Here is an 18423-nt window from a genome sequence, read left to right as displayed (position 1 = left end):
GCTGATTACTGCTGCGATCGAAATGATTTTCTTGATCATAGTGGGCTCCTGATGCTGTTAATAAAACTATGGCGATTACCTGGGAATTGCTGATATTCGTTTGTTGACCAATCCCGCCAGACGAGAGAAGTCAGCATTAGATTAAGCCTTCACAAAGACTGTGTCCATAGCTAGTCAATATTCTGTTGTTCCGTAACAAATGGCGCAAGGAAAGTGGCAGAGGCACCATACCCGAGATAATTACAGGCCAAGCGCACGTAATTGGCGTAACAATCCGATGATGCCGTCCCACATAATCTGCACGCCGATACATAACAAGATAAACGAATACATGCGCAGCATCACGGTTGTGCCGGTGTCGCCCAGTAGACGCACCAGCACGCCAGCAAAACGATTGCTGAAATAAACGGTTGCCGCTGCCAGTGCCAATGCCACGACGGCGGCCACCAATGTAATGACGATGGGCACGTCAGGAATTCGAAGTCCGGCCCCTAACGTAATGGCGACCGAAATCGATCCCGGCCCGACTGTAAATGGGAATGTGAGCGGATAAAAGGCTTTTTTGGAGGCCAGTTCTTTGGTCCAGAGTGAGCCGGGAATAGCGTCCACTTTTGGCGCTTCTTCCATATCCAGCAATTTCCAGGCGGTGGCAATGACTAACAGGCCACCGGCGACTTTTACTACCGGCAGCGAGATGCCGAAAAAAGCGAGAACATGCGTGCCGATGAACATCCCTGCGACTAACAGAATGAAGGTGTTGACGGCGACGCGCCAGGCCAGCGCATTGCGGGTGCTGTCCGATGCGCCAGCGGTAAGCGAATGGAAAATTGGTGCGTTACCGGGCGGATTCAGGATCGGCAATAGCGCTGCCAGCACAAAGAAAACAGTCTTTAGAAAGGCGAGGAGGTGGAATTGCATGAGATATCTGGCTTGCCTTTTTTGGTCATTCCGCGGGCTGGATGCTGCTGAAATGTGTCGATCACAGATTCTAGACTGAGGACGGCGTTAGCGGCAAGATTTACCTTGCAAGATAGGTTTTTGCCTTAATTACGGGGAGATTTTTAGGCCGAACGTGCCGTGGGAAATAGGTCTGACTAAGGGTGCAATAAAGCGGAAGAGGTCTCGCCGCGCTGCGAATCACGCCCCTCAGGCAGCTTATCTGGGCGAGGTTGCTTAGCCTTGAAACGTAAATGGCGTGCTATCGATGCTGGTGATTTCGCCCGTTATTAATTGCGATAATAATGTTGCACTGCCATGCGCCAGTGTCCAGCCGAGACTGCCATGACCTACGTTCAGATATAAATTGGGCACCGGTGATGCGCCGATAATCGGAATGCCGGTCGGTGTGGCCGGGCGAAAACCAGCCCATGGCGACAGCGCGCTATCGGCTACCGCGTCCAGACTTCCCGGGAATAATTCGCTGACGCCGCGTTTAAGTTCGTCAATCGCGCGCACCGGGATACGTCGATCAAGTCCGAGTATTTCGACCCGGCCAGCGACGCGTAATTGCTCGCCCAAGCGTGCGTAAACAATTTTCTTTGAGAGGTCGGTAATCGAGACTTGCGGCGCGGCGGCTTGTTGCGCACTCTCGTTCAGCGGGACGGTGATGCTATAGCCTTTTAGCGGATACACCGGCAGCGAAAATCCTGCCTGACGCGCAAACGCGGCGCTGTGTGCGCCTAGCGCCAGCACGAATTTGTCGGCGCCGATTTCTTCGTCACCGGCGTGGACGGCGGTCAGCGCGCCATTGCGCATTTCTAGTTTGCCTATCCGTTTTGAGTGGGCGAAACGAAATTGTGGCCGACGTGCCATGGCTTCGACTAGTTGTTCGCAGAAGAGGGCGCAATCGCCCGCTTCTTCGCTGGCGGTGTAGACACCACCGGCCCAGTCGCGTTTTGCATTCGCCAGCGCGGGTTCGATTTCGAGGCAGCGCGCAGCGTCGATCACTTCTTGCCGACAACCGTGATCGGCCTGAAACGCGACCTGATTGCGTGCTGCAACCAATCCTTTGCTATCGGTGTACATCACCAATTTACCCGCCATTCTGTGCTGAAAATTGAAGGGCGTTGCCTGGGTCAGTTGCGCTAGCTGATCGCGACTGAAGAAAGCTAGCCGGAGTAATTCGATAGTGGTTTTTTGCGTAGTTTTGGCATTGCATGCGGCTAAAAAATGCAGCAGCCAGCGCCATTGCGCCGGGTCCATTTTCGGGCGCAGCGTCAGTGGCGATTCGGGGCTAAATAAATAGTGCGGCCAGTGGGTCCAGACCGAAGCGTCCGCCAGTGGCGCGACATAGGAGTAGCTCAACTGCGCGCCATTTCCCCAACTAGTCTGGGAGCCGGGCAACGCAGCAGCATCGACCAGCGTTACCTGATGACCGGCTTCCAGCAAGCGGTAGGCGGTGGTCACGCCGATTACGCCAGCGCCTAAAACGCAAATATGCATTTGCTTGATCCTATGAAGAGAAATGGTGCAGAAATAGGGTGAAAATGCTGCCTTTGCGTCTGTGAAATAGGACCGGCATTGCCTAAGAGGGCTGCGCCAGATTACCGCGCACCGCCGCTAAGGTAAAGACTATACGGAACGGCCCGACTGCTGTCTCATGCTATTTTGGCATTATGACGACGTTGATTGATTGCTGAAGATGGTATTACTGGAAACTATCTGCGCGGCGGCGCAGGGTTGATGTAAAATGCGCGCTGAAGTAAGCCAGACAATCGCTGGTCGTGCTGCGCAAGTGGCATGGCGGGAGGAAGGTCCGGACTCCATAGAGCAGGGTGACGGTTAATGGCCGTCCGCCGTGAGGCGAGGAATAGGGCCACAGAGACGAGCGTATTTAGTTACGGTGAAACGCGGTAACCTCCACCCGGAGCAATTCCAAATAGGCACGCGTTGATGTTGCTCGCGGAGCGTGCGGGTAGGAAGCTTGAGCGCTGGAGTAATTCAGCGCCTAGAGGAATGGTTGTCATAACGAGCGGGTGCAAGCCTTAACGTCGTAACAGAATCCGGCCTATCGGCTTACTTCATTTTTTCCTGCATTTCCTGGATAGGGTTGCTTGCCTATCTTGTCAACTCTGGCAAAGCTCTCCCGAGTTTTGCTATTTTGTATTCTAAGATTTTTCAGCGTTACTTCAAATCCCTGCTTCAGTTTCTCCTCGGTTGTTTGCCGCCTCTTTATATCCTTTCGCTATTTTTTTGAATAATTTCTAAAGCACTGAATCCAGTTTCGATAAGCGCGCGTATATCTCTCTGCAAGCTCCCAACACTCACTCTTTCAAGGAAATTATCATGCGTAAATTAAGCTATGTCATCACCCTCTCCGCAGCTTTGTTAGCCGCTAATGTCGCCTTTGCTGAAAACACCGTGATGGTGGGCGGACAAAGTATGTTGCCAAGTAAAGATATCGTCGATAACGCCGTGAATTCGGCCGATCACACCACGCTGGTTGCCGCAGTTAAGGCTGCCGGGCTAGTCGACACACTGAAAGGAAAAGGTCCTTTCACTGTATTTGCACCAACCAATGCAGCTTTCAACAAACTGCCAGCAGGCACTGTTGATACTTTAGTAAAACCGGAAAACAAAGCAACGTTGACCAAGATTCTGACTTACCACGTCGTACCAGGCCGTTATGATTTTGTCGCACTATCAAGCGCGATCAAAAAGGGCGGCGGAATGGCTGAGTTGCCAACTGCCAGCGGTGGTAAATTAACCTTCAAGCAAAACGGTATGCACAATATTGACGTGACCGATGATGGAGGCCATGTCGCCAGCATCAGCACCTACGATGTGTATCAATCGAACGGCGTGATCAACGTCATCGATACAGTGTTGTTGCCGAAGTAATTTGAACTGATCTTTGAGATTTAATGCAGCGATCTCTGTTTAGGGCAGAGATAAAAATTCAAACGTCAATAGCGTGTCGATACGTCGCTGGCTGTTGAATGTTGTTGGTTTTCTGGTGGCTGTGAGTTAGGGCGACGTGCTCCAAGCGTCGCCCTTTTTTTGTTGTGCGCTGCCGCATTTTTTTCATCCCCTCATCCCTGGTTTTGCGGACGCGTTTTATAGTCACGTTTACGTAAACGTCAATTCTTGCTATTCTGCGGAAAACACCGACTTCAAGTCGTAATCTTGCAGTAAGACAGCCCAATTTTAGATGGTGACGACACCATTCAAGAGCGCCGCCTGCGGGTGTTTTAGCGCTGTTTAGACCGTTAGATGTAGGTTGAAAGCACGTTATAAGCACGTCAAAATCGAAAAAGCCCCAATGAAGCAGTGGGGGAATGTTAAATAGTGGATCAATCGAGGATGTGAAATGACTCAGGGGATTTCAGAAGTATTGGCACCATTAGTTTTGCCACCGGTTTTATTTGAAGAGCGCGCAACACAGAATGGCAAACGCATCGGCATCGCCACGCTGAATTCAGAAAAGACTTTGCATGCGATTTCGTTGGAGATGGTGGATTTGCTAGATCCGCAATTGCGCAAATGGGCGTCTGATCCGCAAATTGCCGTCGTCGTTATTCAGGCGGCCGGTGAAAAAGCCTTTTGCGCTGGCGGCGATTTGCAGCATTTGTATCGCACGATGCTGGAGCATCACGCTTCGGATGATCCTGAAAATATTCAGGGTAATACTTACGCCGGTGCTTTTTTTGAGCGTGAATACCGACTCGATTATTTGATTCATACCTTCCCAAAGCCAATTCTTGCATGGGGACATGGCATTGTGATGGGCGGCGGCATCGGTTTAATGGCGGGTGCCAGCCATCGCGTGGTCACGGAAAAATCACGATTGGCCATGCCTGAGATCACTATCGGCTTATATCCGGACGTCGGCGGGACGTGGTTTTTGAACCGCATGCCGGGTCAGGTTGGTCTCTTTTTGGCATTGACCGGCGCTTCGATTGGCGCGGCGGATGCTATTTTCGCCAAGCTTGCCGACTATCATATTGCGCAAGCCAACAAGCAAGCGGTGTTGGATGCTTTGCTGACGCAACCTTGGTCTGGCCATGACGACGATGTTTTATTGACGCGTTTGCTGCAACGCAGCGCGATCTCTGCGGAGGATGCCGCGTTAGCGTCTGCGCCGCTGTGGCAAAACTTCGCGCTGATTAATCAGCTTTGCAGCGAGCCAACTTTGGCGGAAATTGTGGATGCGATTGTCACGCTGAATACAGACGATGTCTGGCTGCAAAAGGCGATCGCAACATTGGTGGCGGGCAGTCCCGGCTCGGCGTGTCTTTCGTATGCGCTGCAGCGGCGGACGCAACATTTGTCTTTGGCTGAAATTTTTCGGCTGGAATATGTGGTGTCGTTACATTGCGCCGCGCGGGCCGATTTTTCGGAGGGGGTTCGTGCATTGATTATTGATAAGGATCGGCAGCCGAAATGGTTGCATGCAACATTAGAAAGTGTCGCTAGCGACTGGATTGATGGATTTTTTATCGGGCCTTGGTCGGGCGAAAAACGTGCAGCTCACCCGTTAGCGGATTTAAATTAGCGCATAAAACAACACTCTATTATGCCTACCCGTATTCAAACGGTATTTAAATTACGCCCTGTTTATGGGGCAAAACAGGCGATATCGTGGGGTTTGGCCGTAAGGATGGCGTTGATCTTCTGTGTAGCGAATTTACCCGTAATTTTAGTGCGGGTTGAAAGTTCTTCACTTGGCTTTCAGGGCTTATTTCTCCTTGATAATAAGCCCCGTTACCCCTTATACTTCGAAGGTTTTAGCTTGTGCGGACAGGGGCGTTACAAGCATTGAGGTACTACACAATGATCCGGCGTGAATGGGATTTGAAGCGGAATTGCGCAATTGCACCGCGTCAACTGGCTACTTTTTACGCGTGTATGTGTGGCACGTCATTCTTGGTTGCCGCCGTGTGTGTGTTGCGCGGAGCCTGGTTTGTGTTGCTGTTTGCAACGCTCGAAATGCTTGCCGTTGGCATAGCATTTTTGGTGTATGCAAGACACGCAACTGATCGCGAGCACATCGCTATGCAGGATGATTGCCTGTTGGTAGAGCTGATACAGGCACAGAAAGTTCGACAATACAGACTGGCATTACGTTCAATCCAGATTAGGGGGAAATCTTCTCGCAGAGAATTGATTTGTCTGGAAGCGGATGGTGTCCGGGTTGAAGTGGGTCGGTTTTTGACGGAATGGAAGCGGCGCGAATTTGTGAGGGAGTTGCGGCAAGAGCTGCAGCACGAAGGCGCGTCTGGTAGTTGATAGAATTATAATTTTGGGCTTTTGGGGTAAACATGAAATATGCGAAGCGCCTTATATCGTTAATGCTTGGTGCGCTATCCCTGACGGCATTGCCGTCGTGGGCAGTGAATGACAGCGTTGGCGGTCCTGCGGTACTGCAATTGAATTTTCAGCCACCGGTGACGCAAATTGCGCAACAGATTTACGACTTGCATACGTGGATGCTGATTATCTGTCTGGTGATCTTCGTCGCGGTATTCAGCGTCATGTTTTATTCGATTGTGAAGCATCGCAAATCGCGCGGTCACAAATCGGCTAGTTTCCACGAAAGCACAACAGTTGAAATCGCATGGACTGTGGTGCCCTTCCTGATCGTTATCGGGATGGCATTACCAGCGACCAAAACGGTCGTGGCGATGAAAGATACGTCAAATGCTGACTTGACGATCAAGGCCACCGGGATGCAATGGAAGTGGGGCTACGATTATCTAAAGGGCGAGGGCGAGGGAATTTCTTTCCTGTCCAACCTGTCGACCCCGCATGAACAAATCGTCGATCCGACCAAAGTTAAAAACGATAACTATTTGCTGGAAGTCGATAACGAAGTCATCGTTCCGGTCAATAAAAAAGTTCGTATCATCACTACCGCTAACGATGTGATTCATTCCTGGGGTATTCCGGCATTCGGCGTCAAGCAAGATGCTATTCCCGGTTTCGTGCGCGATACATGGTTTAAGGCTGAGAAAATTGGTACTTATCGCGGTCAATGCGTCGAGTTGTGCGGTAAAGATCACGCCTTCATGCCAATCGTCGTTAAGGTAGTCAGCGATGCCGACTATACCAAATGGGTCGATGGCAAGAAGAAGGAAATGGCTGCGCAAGCGGACGATCCAAGTAAAGTCTGGACTATCGACGAACTGAAAACACGCGGCGAAAAAGTCTACGTGGCGAATTGCGCAGCTTGTCATCAAGCGACCGGTAAAGGTGTTCCAGGCGCATTCCCTGCATTGGACGGCGATCCCGTTGTGAACGGTCCACGTGCTGCCCAGATTCATGTTGTGCTCGAAGGTAAAGTTGACGGTTCTATGCAGATGCCGGCATGGAAGGCTGTCTTGTCGGATACCGAAATTGCTGCGGTGATTACTTACACCCGTAATACTTGGTCCAACAAAGCAGCAGAAAACATTGTTCAACCGGCTGAAGTGCTGGCTGCGCGTAAGTAATTGAATTAGGAGATTGAGATGAGCACAACAGTAGTCGATCACGCACACGATCATTCTCACGACCATCACCATGATGACCACGCGCATGACGTTCCGACAGGCTGGCGCCGGTGGTTGTTTGCGACGAATCATAAAGATATTGGTACGTTGTATTTATGGTTTTCGTTCACTATGCTGCTATCAGGCGGCGTCCTGGCATTATTGATTCGGACAGAATTATTTCAGCCTGGGATGCAATTCTTCAAGCCGGAATTCTTTAATCAGCTGACCACGATGCACGGCATCATCATGGTGTTCGGTGCGATTATGCCGGCCTTCGTTGGCTTTGCTAACTGGATGATCCCGCTGCAAATCGGCGCATCCGACATGGCTTTTGCCCGGATGAATAACTTCTCATTCTGGTTAATGCCACCGGCCGCGATTCTGCTGTTGACATCGTTTCTAGTCCCCGGCGGCGCAACCGCTGCTGGCTGGACGCTATATGCACCACTGTCAACTCAGATGGGACCTGGTATGGACATGGCAATTTTTGCTATCCATATCATGGGTGCATCGTCGATCATGGGTTCAATCAACATCATCACCACCGTACTGAACATGCGTGCGCCTGGCATGACATTGATGAAGATGCCAATGTTTTGCTGGACCTGGTTAATTACTGCTTACCTGTTGATCGCTGTTATGCCGGTCTTGGCTGGTGCGATTACCATGACGCTGACTGATCGTCATTTCGGCACGTCATTCTTTAATGCTGCTGGTGGCGGCGATCCAGTGATGTATCAACATATTTTCTGGTTCTTCGGTCATCCAGAGGTATACATTATGATTCTGCCAGCGTTCGGTATCATTTCGCAGATCATCCCGGCCTTCGCCCGTAAGCAATTGTTTGGTTACGCTTCGATGGTGTATGCAACTGCATCGATTGCGATTCTGTCGTTTATCGTCTGGGCGCATCATATGTTCACCACTGGTATGCCAGTGACTGCGCAGTTGTTCTTCATGTACGCAACATTGCTGATCGCTGTTCCGACAGGCGTGAAGATATTTAACTGGATCGCGACAATGTGGCGTGGTTCGATGACGTTTGAAACCCCGATGTTGTTCGCTGTTGGTTTCATCTTCGTTTTCACCATGGGTGGTTTCACCGGTCTGATTCTGGCTGTGACACCGATTGATATCCAGATGCAGGATACTTATTACGTAGTGGCCCATTTCCACTATGTATTGGTGGCTGGTTCATTGTTCGGTTTGTTCGGTGGTTACTATTACTGGAGTCCAAAGTGGACCGGTTTCATGTACAACGAAACACGCGGCAAGATTCACTTCTGGGCATCGTTGATCACTTTTAACGTTACCTTTTTCCCGATGCATTTCCTTGGCCTGGCCGGTATGCCGCGTCGTATCGCCGATTACCCTGCGCAATTCACCGACTTCAATATGCTGGCGTCGATTGGTGCGTTTGGTTTTGGTCTCAGCCAAATCTACTTCTTGTTCTTCGTGGTTATCCCTTCTATCAAAGGCGGTGTAAAAGCCCCTGCGAAACCATGGGAAGGCGCGGAAGGTCTGGAATGGACTGTACCAAGTCCAGCGCCATTCCATACATTTGAAGTGCCACCGACCGTAAAATGATAGGAAAGGCAGGCCTTGGCCTGCCGACTCACCATGTCTGATAGAAAAAAACCGAACAATTTACGTACTGCATTGCTGCTGGCATCGATTGCTATCGCGTTCTTTGTAGGGATCATTATTAACCGTGTCTGGTTTACCTGATGAGCGCACCAAGCCCCGATAACGAACACCGTTCTTATGCGTCGCAGTTGAATCGGAAGATGCTCGGCAAACTAATCGTGATTGCCGGGTTGATGTTCGCTTTTGGTTATGGTCTGGTGCCGGTATATCGCTCGATTTGCGCGCTTACTGGTGTCAATTTCCTGACACCGCAAGACTCAACCGTCGTCGCACCTAGTAACACGCAGGTTGATAAATCGCGGACTATTACGGTGGAGTTTGACGGTAATTCGCGCGGAGCCTGGCGTTTCCGTCCGACTGTGAGCAGTTTGCAAGTACATCCGGGTGAAATGACGCAAGTCATTTATGAGGTCGTGAATAAAGAAGCGCGCACGATGGATGCGCAGGCGATTCCGAGTTACGCACCGATGGAAGCAGGGGCCTTCTTTAAGAAAGTGGAATGTTTCTGTTTTACGCAACAGACGTTGGGGCCGAATCAGGCCAAAGAGTTTCCGGTAGTGTTTTATATTGATCCAGCGATACCTAAGAATGTGACTTCAATTTTGTTGTCTTATACTTTTTTTGAGATCACCAAACCAGTGGTCGCAAAGCCTGCTTAATGTCTGAATGCGCAATCGGATCTTCATCGATAGCGTTTCAAGTAATTAGCAGGTAAGGAATTGTTGTTGGTCTGACTGTTAGAGGGATAGCAGCGGTAAGCGGTATAAAGGGACATAAATGTCGGATCTGAAGAAGGCAAGTCGCCGTAAGATTTCATTTGGCGCGACGGTCAAAGCGGTATTGTGGGGATTCTTCGGCGTACGTAAAAAGAAAGATTACGAAAGCGATGCGGCCGGTTTAAATCCGGTGCATGTGATAATTGCCGGTGTTATCGGTGCCGCAATTTTCATTGCAATATTGGTCACGATTGTGAAACTGGTTGTCGCTCAGTAAGCTCAAGAAATTATTTAAAATGTGTATCGGGAGATGGAAATGAGTTCTCAACAAGGTAATGCACCTTACTATTTTGTGCCAGGTCCATCTAGATGGCCTGTACTAGGTGGTGCAGCGCTGCTTTTGACGATGTTAGGTGCTGCGGCCTGGGTGAATAGTGTTCCTTTCGCCCCGGAAGTGTGCGGAGCCGGGATTCTGGCGCTGCTGGTTATCTTGTATAAGTGGTTCGGCGATGCGATTGGCGAATCAGAAGGCGGCCTGTATAGCCCGCGTATCGATACCTCGTTTCGTTGGAGTATGAGTTGGTTCATTTTCTCCGAAGTCATGTTTTTTGCGGCATTTTTCGGTGCATTGTTTTATGCGCGGACAGTGTCGATGCCTTGGTTGGCCGATCTGGACCATAAGATATTGTGGCCTGATTTCGCTGCGCACTGGGGTAATACCGGTCCAGCCGGTACGATCGAGACATTCCGTACTATGGGTCCGTTTCCGATCCCTACGATCAACACTGCGTTATTGCTGACATCCGGCGTGACATTGACGATTTCTCACCATGCATTGCGCGCTGGTCATCGTGGCAAAACAGCATTTTGGTTGGCGGCAACGATTTTGCTTGGCGCAACGTTTATGTGTTTTCAAGCTGCTGAGTACATGGAAGCGTATCAAGATTTCAACCTTAAACTGACTTCCGGTGTTTACGGTTCAACGTTTTTCCTGTTGACCGGTTTCCATGGTTTCCATGTGACCGTCGGCGCGATCATGTTGTCCGTAGTGTTGTATCGGGTACTAAAGGGTCATTTCACACCGGATAATCATTTCGCGTTTGAAGGCGCTGCCTGGTATTGGCACTTTGTCGACGTGGTTTGGCTAGGTTTGTACGTTGTGGTGTATTGGCTGTAAATCGACCACAAGTAAGTGTAGATTCAAAGAAAGGCCGCACTTCGGTGCGGCTTTTTTTCTGGTAAAAACGAAGTGGTAATAACGTCAATACCGCCAGGCATGTTCGACAGGCAATTATGCTGCCGGTGGAGTCACTTAAGCCAGCGCAGCGGTCTGAATGGCGGCATCGGCAGAGATATATTTTGTCTGATTGTCAGCGGTGTGCATCACGACTAGCGCGAGATTAGCGTATCCCGGTAGGTTGGATGTAGCCTAGTTTGTAGGCAATCAATAGCAGAATGAACAGCGTCACCGAGAAGCCGACGCGCAGCGCCAGCGCTTGTACAGTACGATTGCTTTTGCCTTTGTCGCGCATCAAAAACACGAGCGCGGACGCCAGGCTACCGATGATCAGAATGAAAGCGATGGCAACAATGATTTTCATGGATGGGTTTCAGGAATCGATAACTAAGGCGGTATTGTAATGCGTAATAGTTTGCCGATCAGGTTCAGATTCCGTTTTCGATTGATTCCTTTTGTCGCTACGGTTTTGTTAATAGCGCTGGGTATTTCGCTGGCGCAATGGCAAACCCGCCGTGGTGATCAAAAACAAGCGATTGAAGACGCCATGAAGCAGCGCAGCATGGAAGCACCGCTGCAACTGAGCGCTGCTTTACAAAATGTTGATCAGATAGAATATCGGCGCGTGACAGTACGCGGCGAGTTTGTGCAGAATTGGCCAGTCTATCTGGACAATCGCAGTTATAAAGGTAGTCCGGGATTTTATGTATTAATGCCGCTTAAAATAGCGAACTCGAACGTCCATGTACTGGTCGAACGCGGTTGGTTGCCGCTTAATCCGCAAAGCCGGGCGAGTCTGTTGCCCTATCCGACGCCTGCGGGCGTGGTTGATGTGGAGGGCGTGGTCGTAAAGCACGCTGGCAGGGTGCTGCAACTAGGGCAGCCGACGGCGCTTCAGCCCGGTGCTATTGTACAAAATCTGACAATTCCTGAATTGGCAACTGCCAGCAAACTGCAGCTGCAACCGTTTTTGATCGAGCAGACCGGAGATAACCACGATAGCCTTGTCCGCGATTGGCCCAGCCCTTCGCTTGGCATCGAGAAGCATCGCGGTTATGAATTCCAATGGTATGCACTGGCCGTAATGGCCTTCCTCTTTTTTGTTGTGACGGGATGTAGACATGGACGCAAAGATGCAAAAAACTCCTCTGTCGGTGAACGTGAGTAAGACGGCGGCAAACCAGCCGGCAGCCGCGGGTGGTAAAAATTTGAAGCGAAATGGCCGCATCAAAATGTTTTTGATCGTCGCTGTATGTGCGGCGCCGATGATCGCATCGTATTTCACCTATTACGTTATCAAGCCGCAAACGCGCACCAATTACGGCACGCTACTTGAGCCAACCCAATATGCGATCCCCGATCTGGGCAGCACTGCATTGGATGGCTCCCCGCTCGCACTTAGCGCCTTCAAAGGCAAATGGGTAATGCTGCAAGTCGATAGCGGCGATTGCCAAAAAGAATGTAAAGATAAACTCTTTGAAATACGCCAGTTAAGGAAAATGCAAGGCAAAGAAATGGAGCGTATCGAACGGGTTTGGCTGATCACCGACGATAAACCTTTGGATAAACAAAGCTTGCAACCCTTTGCGGGTACGAAGATGTTGCGCGTTAAACCGGAGCTGTTGAAAGCCTGGTTGCCGACCGAAGCAGGAACTACTGCCGCCGATCATATCTATCTTATCGATCCGCGCAGCAACCTGATGATGCGTTTCCCTAAAGATGCCGACCCTTATAAAGTCAAGACCGACCTGTCAAAACTGCTGCGGGCTTCCGCCATTGGATGATGTCAAATTTACTTCAACTTGCCGCGATGGGACTATTGGTCGCTTTGCTGGCGCTGAGCGTGGTCTGGGCGTCTAAAGACGCTAACAAATATCGCAAGCTGGTCTGGGTGACCTTGTTTTTGACCTTTGATCTGATTATGTTCGGGGCGTTTACGCGGCTGACGGATTCTGGTCTGGGATGTCCGGATTGGCCAGGTTGTTATGGTCATTCCAATCCATTGTTGGCGCACGCGCATATTAGCGCTGCCCAAGAAGCCATGCCGACCGGTCCTGTAACGGTCGTTAAGGCGTGGATTGAAATGACCCATCGCTACTTTGCAATGGGTGTCGGCGTACTCATCATTGGCCTGATGGTGGTAGCGTGGATCAAATGGCTCAAGCCTGCGGCTTCGATGAGCGCCGCGCAGCATCAAGTGCAACGCGATATTAAGTTTTCACCCTGGTTTCCGACCCTATTATTTCTGACGGTATGTTTGCAAGGCGCTTTCGGCGCGTGGACTGTCACGATGAAGTTACAGCCGGTGATTGTTACCATCCACTTGCTATTGGGATTGAGTTTGCTGGCGCTGCTGACTTGGTTGGCGGCACGTCAAAGTGATCATGCGCCGGTCGCTGCGCAGGGCAGTCGCCTCGTTACTCCTGCGCTAATCGCGATGTTGCTATTAGTAGTGCAGATAGCGCTGGGCGGATGGGTGAGCACTAACTACGCAGCGCTGGCATGTAATGATTTTCCGTTGTGCCACGGGATGGTTATCCCGGATATGGATTTTGAGCATGGCTTTACGCTTTGGCGTCATTTGGGCAAAACGGCTGACGGTGAGTATTTGCCATTTGAGGCGTTAACCGCCATCCATTGGACGCATCGCATGTTTGCGTTTGTCGTGATTGCCTTTATCGGCTGGCTTGCCTGTCAGGCGTTGCGCGTCGACGGTCTGCGCAAGGCCGGCCGTTGGTTGCTGGTCATGATTGGTGTGCAATTGATGACCGGCCTTGCCACAATATTCTTCAATTGGCCCCTGGCGATAGCGGTTGCGCACAACGGTGGTGCGGCGCTGATTCTGCTGTTGCTGGTCATGTTAAACTACAAAACTCGACTAGCCACCGAAAAGCCAATCCACCCTGTTGTGCCGGTGGCGCCAAGTAACCCAGCTTCGGCTGATCGCATGACTTCACCTTATTGACCGCATGACTACCTTAACTGCAACCCCAAATCGTGTGGCCCAATACTGGGCGCTGACGAAGCCGAGAGTTACCCAATTGGCCGTCTTCTGCGCGGTAATTGGCATGTTTTTGGCGACCCCGACGTTACCGGACTGGCATCGCGTAATCGCCGCAACGATTGGCATCTGGTTGCTGGCTGGTGCAGCGTTTGCTGTCAATTGTTTGGTCGAGCGCGAAATTGACTCTCGCATGGCGCGGACTGCACGCAGGCCGATGGCACGTGGCGAAATTACGGTGCCGCAGACATTGGTGTTCTCGGGCGTTATCGGTGGTATCGGTAGTTGGGTGTTGTATAACTTTGTGAATGGCCTGACGATGTGGCTGACGCTGGCGACATTTATCGGCTACGCAGTGATTTACACGATGATACTCAAGCCCGCAACGCCGCAAAATATCGTTATCGGCGGTTTGTCAGGGGCAATGCCGCCAGCATTGGGATGGGCTGCAATCGCGAATGATGTGCCTATGCAAGCCTGGATATTGGTCTTGATCATTTTCGTTTGGACGCCGCCGCATTTTTGGGCGCTGGCGATGTATCGTCGCGATGACTACGCCAAATCCGGTTTGCCGATGTTGCCGATTACACACGGATTAAAATTCACCCAATTCCACATCTGGCTATACACGATTGCTTTGGTTGCCACTACGATGTTGCCTTTCGCAGTCGGCATGAGCGGATTAATCTATCTGGTCAGCGCGGCGATTTTAGGTGCCATTTTTCTCTGGTACGCGTGGCAGATTTACAAACATTACACTGATTTGATCGCGCGAAAAACTTTTGCCTATTCAATCATTTATTTGTCGTTATTGTTTGCCGCGTTGCTAGTCGATCACTATTTCAGGTTTTGATTTATTTTCCGAAGCCGTATTGAAAGTAAGCATGAAACGTTTTGTCTCAGTTTTAAATCCACTTTTGACCTCCGTTATGATGGCTGTCATGGCTTTTTCTCTTGCTGCTTGCGGCGATAAGGCCGCAGGGACAAGTCAGGAAATGACGCTATCTCCACAAAACAGCAAGTTCATTAATACGGATGTCACCGGTCTTGGTTATGCCCGCGATTTTGCGCTGACAGACAATAACGGCAAACCGCGCACGCTGGCCGATTTTAAAGGTAAGGCGGTAGTCGTATTTTTCGGTTATACGCAATGTCCTGATGTCTGCCCAACAACGATGGCGGAGATGGGGAGCGTGATGAAAGAGCTAGGACCGTTAGCTGATAAAGTCCAGGTTCTGTTCATCACGGTCGATCCAGAGCGCGATACGCAGGCTTTATTGGCGCAATATGTACCAGCTTTCGATCCGCGCTTTCTAGGGCTGTATGGCGACTTGGCGGCGACTGAAAAAGTAGCGAAGGAATTCCGCGTGTTCTATCAAAAAGTCCCCGGAAAGACGCCGGGTAGCTACAGTATCGATCACACTGCGGGTAGTTATGTGTTTGATCCGGCCGGACATATACGGCTGTTTGTACGTCATGGGCAAGGACCGGATCCGATTGTGCATGACTTGAAATTGCTGCTTTCGTGATCTGAATTTTCCATAAAAAAAGCGCCTAATTGGCGCTTTTTTTATGTGGGGTTAGTCTGACGGCTAGTCTTTAACGCATTAGTAATACATTAAGAGTAAGCGACTAGTGCCCCTTTCATTTTCTTTAATGCCACCGCTTCAATTTGACGAATACGTTCGGCAGATACGCCAAATTCTTTCGCAAGCTCATGCAACGTTGCGCCAGAACCATCATCGTTAGCCAACCAACGTGCTTCGACAATCCGACGTGAGCGGTCGTCCAGCTTTCCGAGTGCAGATTCCAGGCCTTCAGATTGCAGACGGTCGTATTGCTGCGCTTCAAGCACCTTGGTAGGCTCTTGCATATCCGACGACAAGTAGGCGATAGGAGCAAATTTATCGTCATCGTCATCGGTTGGCGCTTCCAGCGCAATATCACGACCGGTCAGACGGGTTTCCATCTCAATGACTTCTTCCCGTTTGACATTCAACGTTTTAGCCAATGCATCAACTTGCGTAGGCGTCATCGCATCCAGTCCAATTTTATGGCTGCGCAGATTGAAGAATAATTTTCTTTGCGCTTTAGTTGTCGCAACTTTGACCAGACGCCAATTTTTCAGAATGTATTCATGCATCTCTGCCTTGATCCAATGCATTGCATAAGACACCAGGCGCACGCCTTGGTCTGGATCAAAGCGTTTGACGGCTTTCATTAAGCCGATATTGCCTTCCTGAATCAGGTCGGCATGCGGCAGACCGTAGCCTAAATAACCGCGCGCAATCGACACTACCAGACGCAAATGTGACAAGACGAGCTTTTGAGCCGCAGCTAAGTCATTGTTTTCACGCAGTTTTTGCGCCAGTGAAATCTCTTCGTCATGCGTTAGCATCGGCAGACGATTGACAGCTGAAATATACGCGTCAATATTGCCCAAAGTACCCGAAAAGCCAAGCGCAAGCGATGCTTCGGCTGGAATTAACGCAGTTTGTAGTGACGGATTTTTCATTGTTTCTCCTAGCTATCAGATGGAGTGTAAGGGCTAATAGCACCTTAAACCATACTGATTTGATCGGGTATTCTAGCACTCTCTATTATAGAGTGCTAATCGATTTTATTAAATAATAGAAATAGTCAACCACTATCGATAACATTTGCCCATGTAAGTATCCGCTATGTTTGGAGTGACTTGCCGCAGGGAAGTTGCGTCGATTTAAGTCAAAATACTGTGAGAATGTGTAACTTTCTTCTCTCCCATCATTGGGAAAACTCTTATCAATAGCGATAGCAGTAAACAAGCTATTAACAAGTTAACTAACTTGCTATTTCGTCCATCGCGATTTTATAGATTGGCTACAGCAGCATTCACGACGCCAGCGTTAATTCAGCGTAGTGCTCAGTCGCCCACCAGTCGCTCTTACATCGTTATAGCATCACTTAGTGTCAGCCATGTGTCGTAAGGAGAAAGCGAGAGAAAATCGTGGATTTTGTCGAGGTGCGTGATATCCGCGATGCTGATATATATCCGGCTTGGATGCGTTCGAAGCAAACGGTTCAAAGTGACGCGTAAAGTCAAATTGCCAATGCAACAAAAGCAACCGGGCGCGATACGGGTGATATGTAGTTGGGAGTGTGTTGGCGCGGGTGGGGATTTCCCATCCGGCAGGCCTTCCAGAATAACGGCTAACTTATTAACGGCTAACTTATCGCTATCTTGGGCCGAGGCCGCATCTGCCGCAATTGCAGACCAGATAGCGGCTTCTCGGACAAGGGCTGAGGAGCCGGTCACCAGAGTGACTAAAGTAACGCTGGCGCTCGGCTTGCCTGATGATGCGGGCGATGCAGGTGGATGCGAAATCATCCGCCTTTTTTAGATAATTTGCCCGGATCGACACCTAGCTGTTTGAGTTTGCGGTACAAGTGAGTCCGTTCCAGTCCGGTCTTTTCGGCCACACGTGTCATGCTGCCGCTTTCCCGGATTAAATGGTACTCAAAGTAAGCGCGCTCAAATGCATCCCGTGCCTCGCGCAGCGGCAGGCCGAACGATGACGAAAACAAATTATCCGACGCCAGCATCGCTACCGGCAACGGAGTCAGATTCGGTGCTTCCGAAGCCGCCGATGCACCAAAACTGCCATTACCGGTAATTTCCGAAGTCTCGCTGGATACCGCTGGCTGTGCAAACTGTGGTGGCGTGCGCGAAGTTTTTGGACCTTGCGCCAAACCTTGCTGCACAGCTTTCAATAGTTTCTGTAAGGCAATCGGTTTCTCAAGAAAATTCAAGGCGCCGATCCGCGTTGCTTCTACAGCGGTATCAATGGTGGCGTGACCAGACATCATGATCACTGGCATCGTTAGTAGCCCATCGCGCTGCCATTCTTTCAGCAGCGTGACACCGTCGGTGTCGGGCATCCATATATCCAGCAGTACCAGATCGGGTACACCATTTTGTCGAAATTCTCGTGCTTGCTGCGCGTTTTCTGCCGTCGCGACAACATGCCCCTCGTCTCCCAAAATCTCGGACAGTAATTCTCGAATTCCCATTTCGTCATCAACGACCAGGATATTAGCCATGCGTTAGCTTTCCCATTTTCTGTTGCCTCAAATCATAAAATTTTGGACCGTTAGTACAGCCCAAATTTATGCGATTGCAGCACTTTGTGTGCTTTGTGCTTAATGTTTAAAACTGTAAATGACCGTAGAGCTTACTCAGAATCTTGCTACGCAAAATGCGGCGTACCACCTGGATCGGAACCATGCGCAACGCAAACTTTATTTACTGAATAAATAATGGTTTTTGCGCTGCACTCCCTATGATGGCGACATCAAGGCGGATGGAATGTA

20 protein-coding genes and 1 other RNA gene are annotated in these 18423 nt (G+C 50.2%); 15 read left to right on the top strand and 6 right to left on the bottom strand.

The window, feature by feature from the left end:
* Positions 1-240: 240 nt before the first annotated feature.
* A complete protein-coding gene (locus tag C7W93_RS15910; RefSeq protein ID WP_108441265.1) occupies positions 241-918 on the bottom strand; it encodes a MarC family protein in 678 nt (225 codons plus the stop codon).
* 255 nt (positions 919-1173) lie between these two features.
* Positions 1174-2442 (bottom strand): D-amino acid dehydrogenase, encoded by a 1269-nt coding sequence (locus C7W93_RS15905; RefSeq protein WP_108441263.1) that lies wholly within the window; start codon positions 2440-2442, stop codon positions 1174-1176.
* A 256-nt stretch (positions 2443-2698) separates the two neighbouring features.
* Between C7W93_RS15905 and rnpB the strand changes: the two genes are divergently transcribed.
* The 10 genes from rnpB (at position 2699) to C7W93_RS15860 (ending at position 11012) form a co-directional block, all read left to right on the top strand.
* Positions 2699-3026: RNase P RNA component class A (gene rnpB, locus C7W93_RS15900), an RNA gene on the top strand.
* 259 nt (positions 3027-3285) lie between these two features.
* Positions 3286-3840: a fasciclin domain-containing protein gene (locus C7W93_RS15895; RefSeq protein ID WP_108441261.1), complete on the top strand. Its 555-nt coding sequence runs from the start codon at positions 3286-3288 to the stop codon at positions 3838-3840.
* 469 nt (positions 3841-4309) lie between these two features.
* Positions 4310-5494, top strand: a complete 1185-nt coding sequence (locus tag C7W93_RS15890; RefSeq protein WP_108441259.1) for an enoyl-CoA hydratase/isomerase family protein — start codon at positions 4310-4312, stop codon at positions 5492-5494.
* Positions 5495-5772: 278 nt separating this feature from the next.
* A complete protein-coding gene (locus C7W93_RS15885) occupies positions 5773-6228 on the top strand; it encodes a DUF2244 domain-containing protein (RefSeq protein WP_108441257.1) in 456 nt (151 codons plus the stop codon).
* A gap of 32 nt (positions 6229-6260) precedes the next feature.
* Positions 6261-7430, top strand: coding sequence for a cytochrome c oxidase subunit II (gene coxB / locus C7W93_RS15880; RefSeq protein ID WP_108441254.1), 1170 nt, complete (start codon positions 6261-6263; stop codon positions 7428-7430).
* Positions 7431-7448: 18 nt separating this feature from the next.
* Entirely contained in the window at positions 7449-9059 is a 1611-nt protein-coding gene (ctaD, locus tag C7W93_RS15875) for a cytochrome c oxidase subunit I (RefSeq protein ID WP_108441252.1), read from the top strand.
* A 33-nt stretch (positions 9060-9092) separates the two neighbouring features.
* On the top strand, positions 9093-9200 hold the full coding sequence (locus tag C7W93_RS25130; RefSeq protein ID WP_225869908.1) for a cytochrome oxidase small assembly protein: 108 nt from the start codon (positions 9093-9095) through the stop codon (positions 9198-9200).
* The gene (locus C7W93_RS15870; RefSeq protein WP_108441250.1) at positions 9200-9778 is read left to right on the top strand and encodes a cytochrome c oxidase assembly protein; all 579 of its coding nucleotides are present in this window, start codon (positions 9200-9202) and stop codon (positions 9776-9778) included. Before C7W93_RS25130 ends, C7W93_RS15870 begins: the two co-directional genes overlap by 1 nt.
* A gap of 118 nt (positions 9779-9896) precedes the next feature.
* Complete coding sequence (locus C7W93_RS15865) at positions 9897-10112, top strand: DUF2970 domain-containing protein (protein ID WP_108441248.1); 216 nt, start codon at positions 9897-9899, stop codon at positions 10110-10112.
* Between the two features lie 33 nt (positions 10113-10145).
* Positions 10146-11012, top strand: coding sequence for a cytochrome c oxidase subunit 3 (locus C7W93_RS15860; protein ID WP_108441246.1), 867 nt, complete (start codon positions 10146-10148; stop codon positions 11010-11012).
* Positions 11013-11235: 223 nt separating this feature from the next.
* On the opposite strand, the gene C7W93_RS15855 is transcribed toward C7W93_RS15860, so the two are convergent.
* A complete protein-coding gene (locus C7W93_RS15855) occupies positions 11236-11436 on the bottom strand; it encodes a twin transmembrane helix small protein (protein WP_108441244.1) in 201 nt (66 codons plus the stop codon).
* A gap of 39 nt (positions 11437-11475) precedes the next feature.
* Here C7W93_RS15855 and C7W93_RS15850 point away from each other — a divergent pair, with 39 nt between their 5' ends.
* From C7W93_RS15850 to C7W93_RS15830, 5 genes are read left to right on the top strand one after another with little or no spacing between them, the layout of a single operon-like run.
* Entirely contained in the window at positions 11476-12240 is a 765-nt protein-coding gene (locus C7W93_RS15850) for an SURF1 family protein (RefSeq protein WP_370446470.1), read from the top strand.
* Positions 12206-12856, top strand: coding sequence for an SCO family protein (locus C7W93_RS15845; RefSeq protein WP_370446469.1), 651 nt, complete (start codon positions 12206-12208; stop codon positions 12854-12856). The genes C7W93_RS15850 and C7W93_RS15845 overlap by 35 nt, the downstream gene beginning before the upstream one ends.
* Positions 12853-14037 carry a heme A synthase gene (locus C7W93_RS15840; RefSeq protein ID WP_108441241.1) on the top strand — a complete coding sequence of 395 codons (1185 nt, stop codon included), beginning with the start codon at positions 12853-12855 and terminating at the stop codon, positions 14035-14037. Before C7W93_RS15845 ends, C7W93_RS15840 begins: the two co-directional genes overlap by 4 nt.
* Before the next feature lie 4 nt (positions 14038-14041).
* A complete protein-coding gene (cyoE, locus tag C7W93_RS15835) occupies positions 14042-14926 on the top strand; it encodes a heme o synthase (RefSeq protein WP_108441239.1) in 885 nt (294 codons plus the stop codon).
* A 31-nt stretch (positions 14927-14957) separates the two neighbouring features.
* Positions 14958-15602: an SCO family protein gene (locus tag C7W93_RS15830; protein WP_201747274.1), complete on the top strand. Its 645-nt coding sequence runs from the start codon at positions 14958-14960 to the stop codon at positions 15600-15602.
* Positions 15603-15691: 89 nt separating this feature from the next.
* Here the strand turns inward: C7W93_RS15830 and rpoH are convergent, their stop codons facing one another.
* The 3 genes from rpoH to C7W93_RS15815 all read right to left on the bottom strand — a co-directional run bounded on the left by rpoH (position 15692) and on the right by C7W93_RS15815 (position 18153).
* Entirely contained in the window at positions 15692-16588 is an 897-nt protein-coding gene (gene rpoH / locus C7W93_RS15825; protein ID WP_108441237.1) for an RNA polymerase sigma factor RpoH, read from the bottom strand.
* Positions 16589-16996: 408 nt separating this feature from the next.
* Complete coding sequence (locus C7W93_RS15820) at positions 16997-17440, bottom strand: GTPase (RefSeq protein WP_108441235.1); 444 nt, start codon at positions 17438-17440, stop codon at positions 16997-16999.
* Positions 17437-18153: a response regulator gene (locus C7W93_RS15815; protein ID WP_108441233.1), complete on the bottom strand. Its 717-nt coding sequence runs from the start codon at positions 18151-18153 to the stop codon at positions 17437-17439. Before C7W93_RS15815 ends, C7W93_RS15820 begins: the two co-directional genes overlap by 4 nt.
* Positions 18154-18423 lie beyond the last annotated feature (270 nt).

Source organism: Glaciimonas sp. PCH181, assembly GCF_003056055.1.
In the GTDB taxonomy this organism is placed as follows: Bacteria; Pseudomonadota; Gammaproteobacteria; order Burkholderiales; family Burkholderiaceae_D; genus Glaciimonas.
The sequence above is the reverse complement of the archived record's forward strand: the minus strand, read 5'-3'. Positions and strand labels throughout refer to the sequence as shown.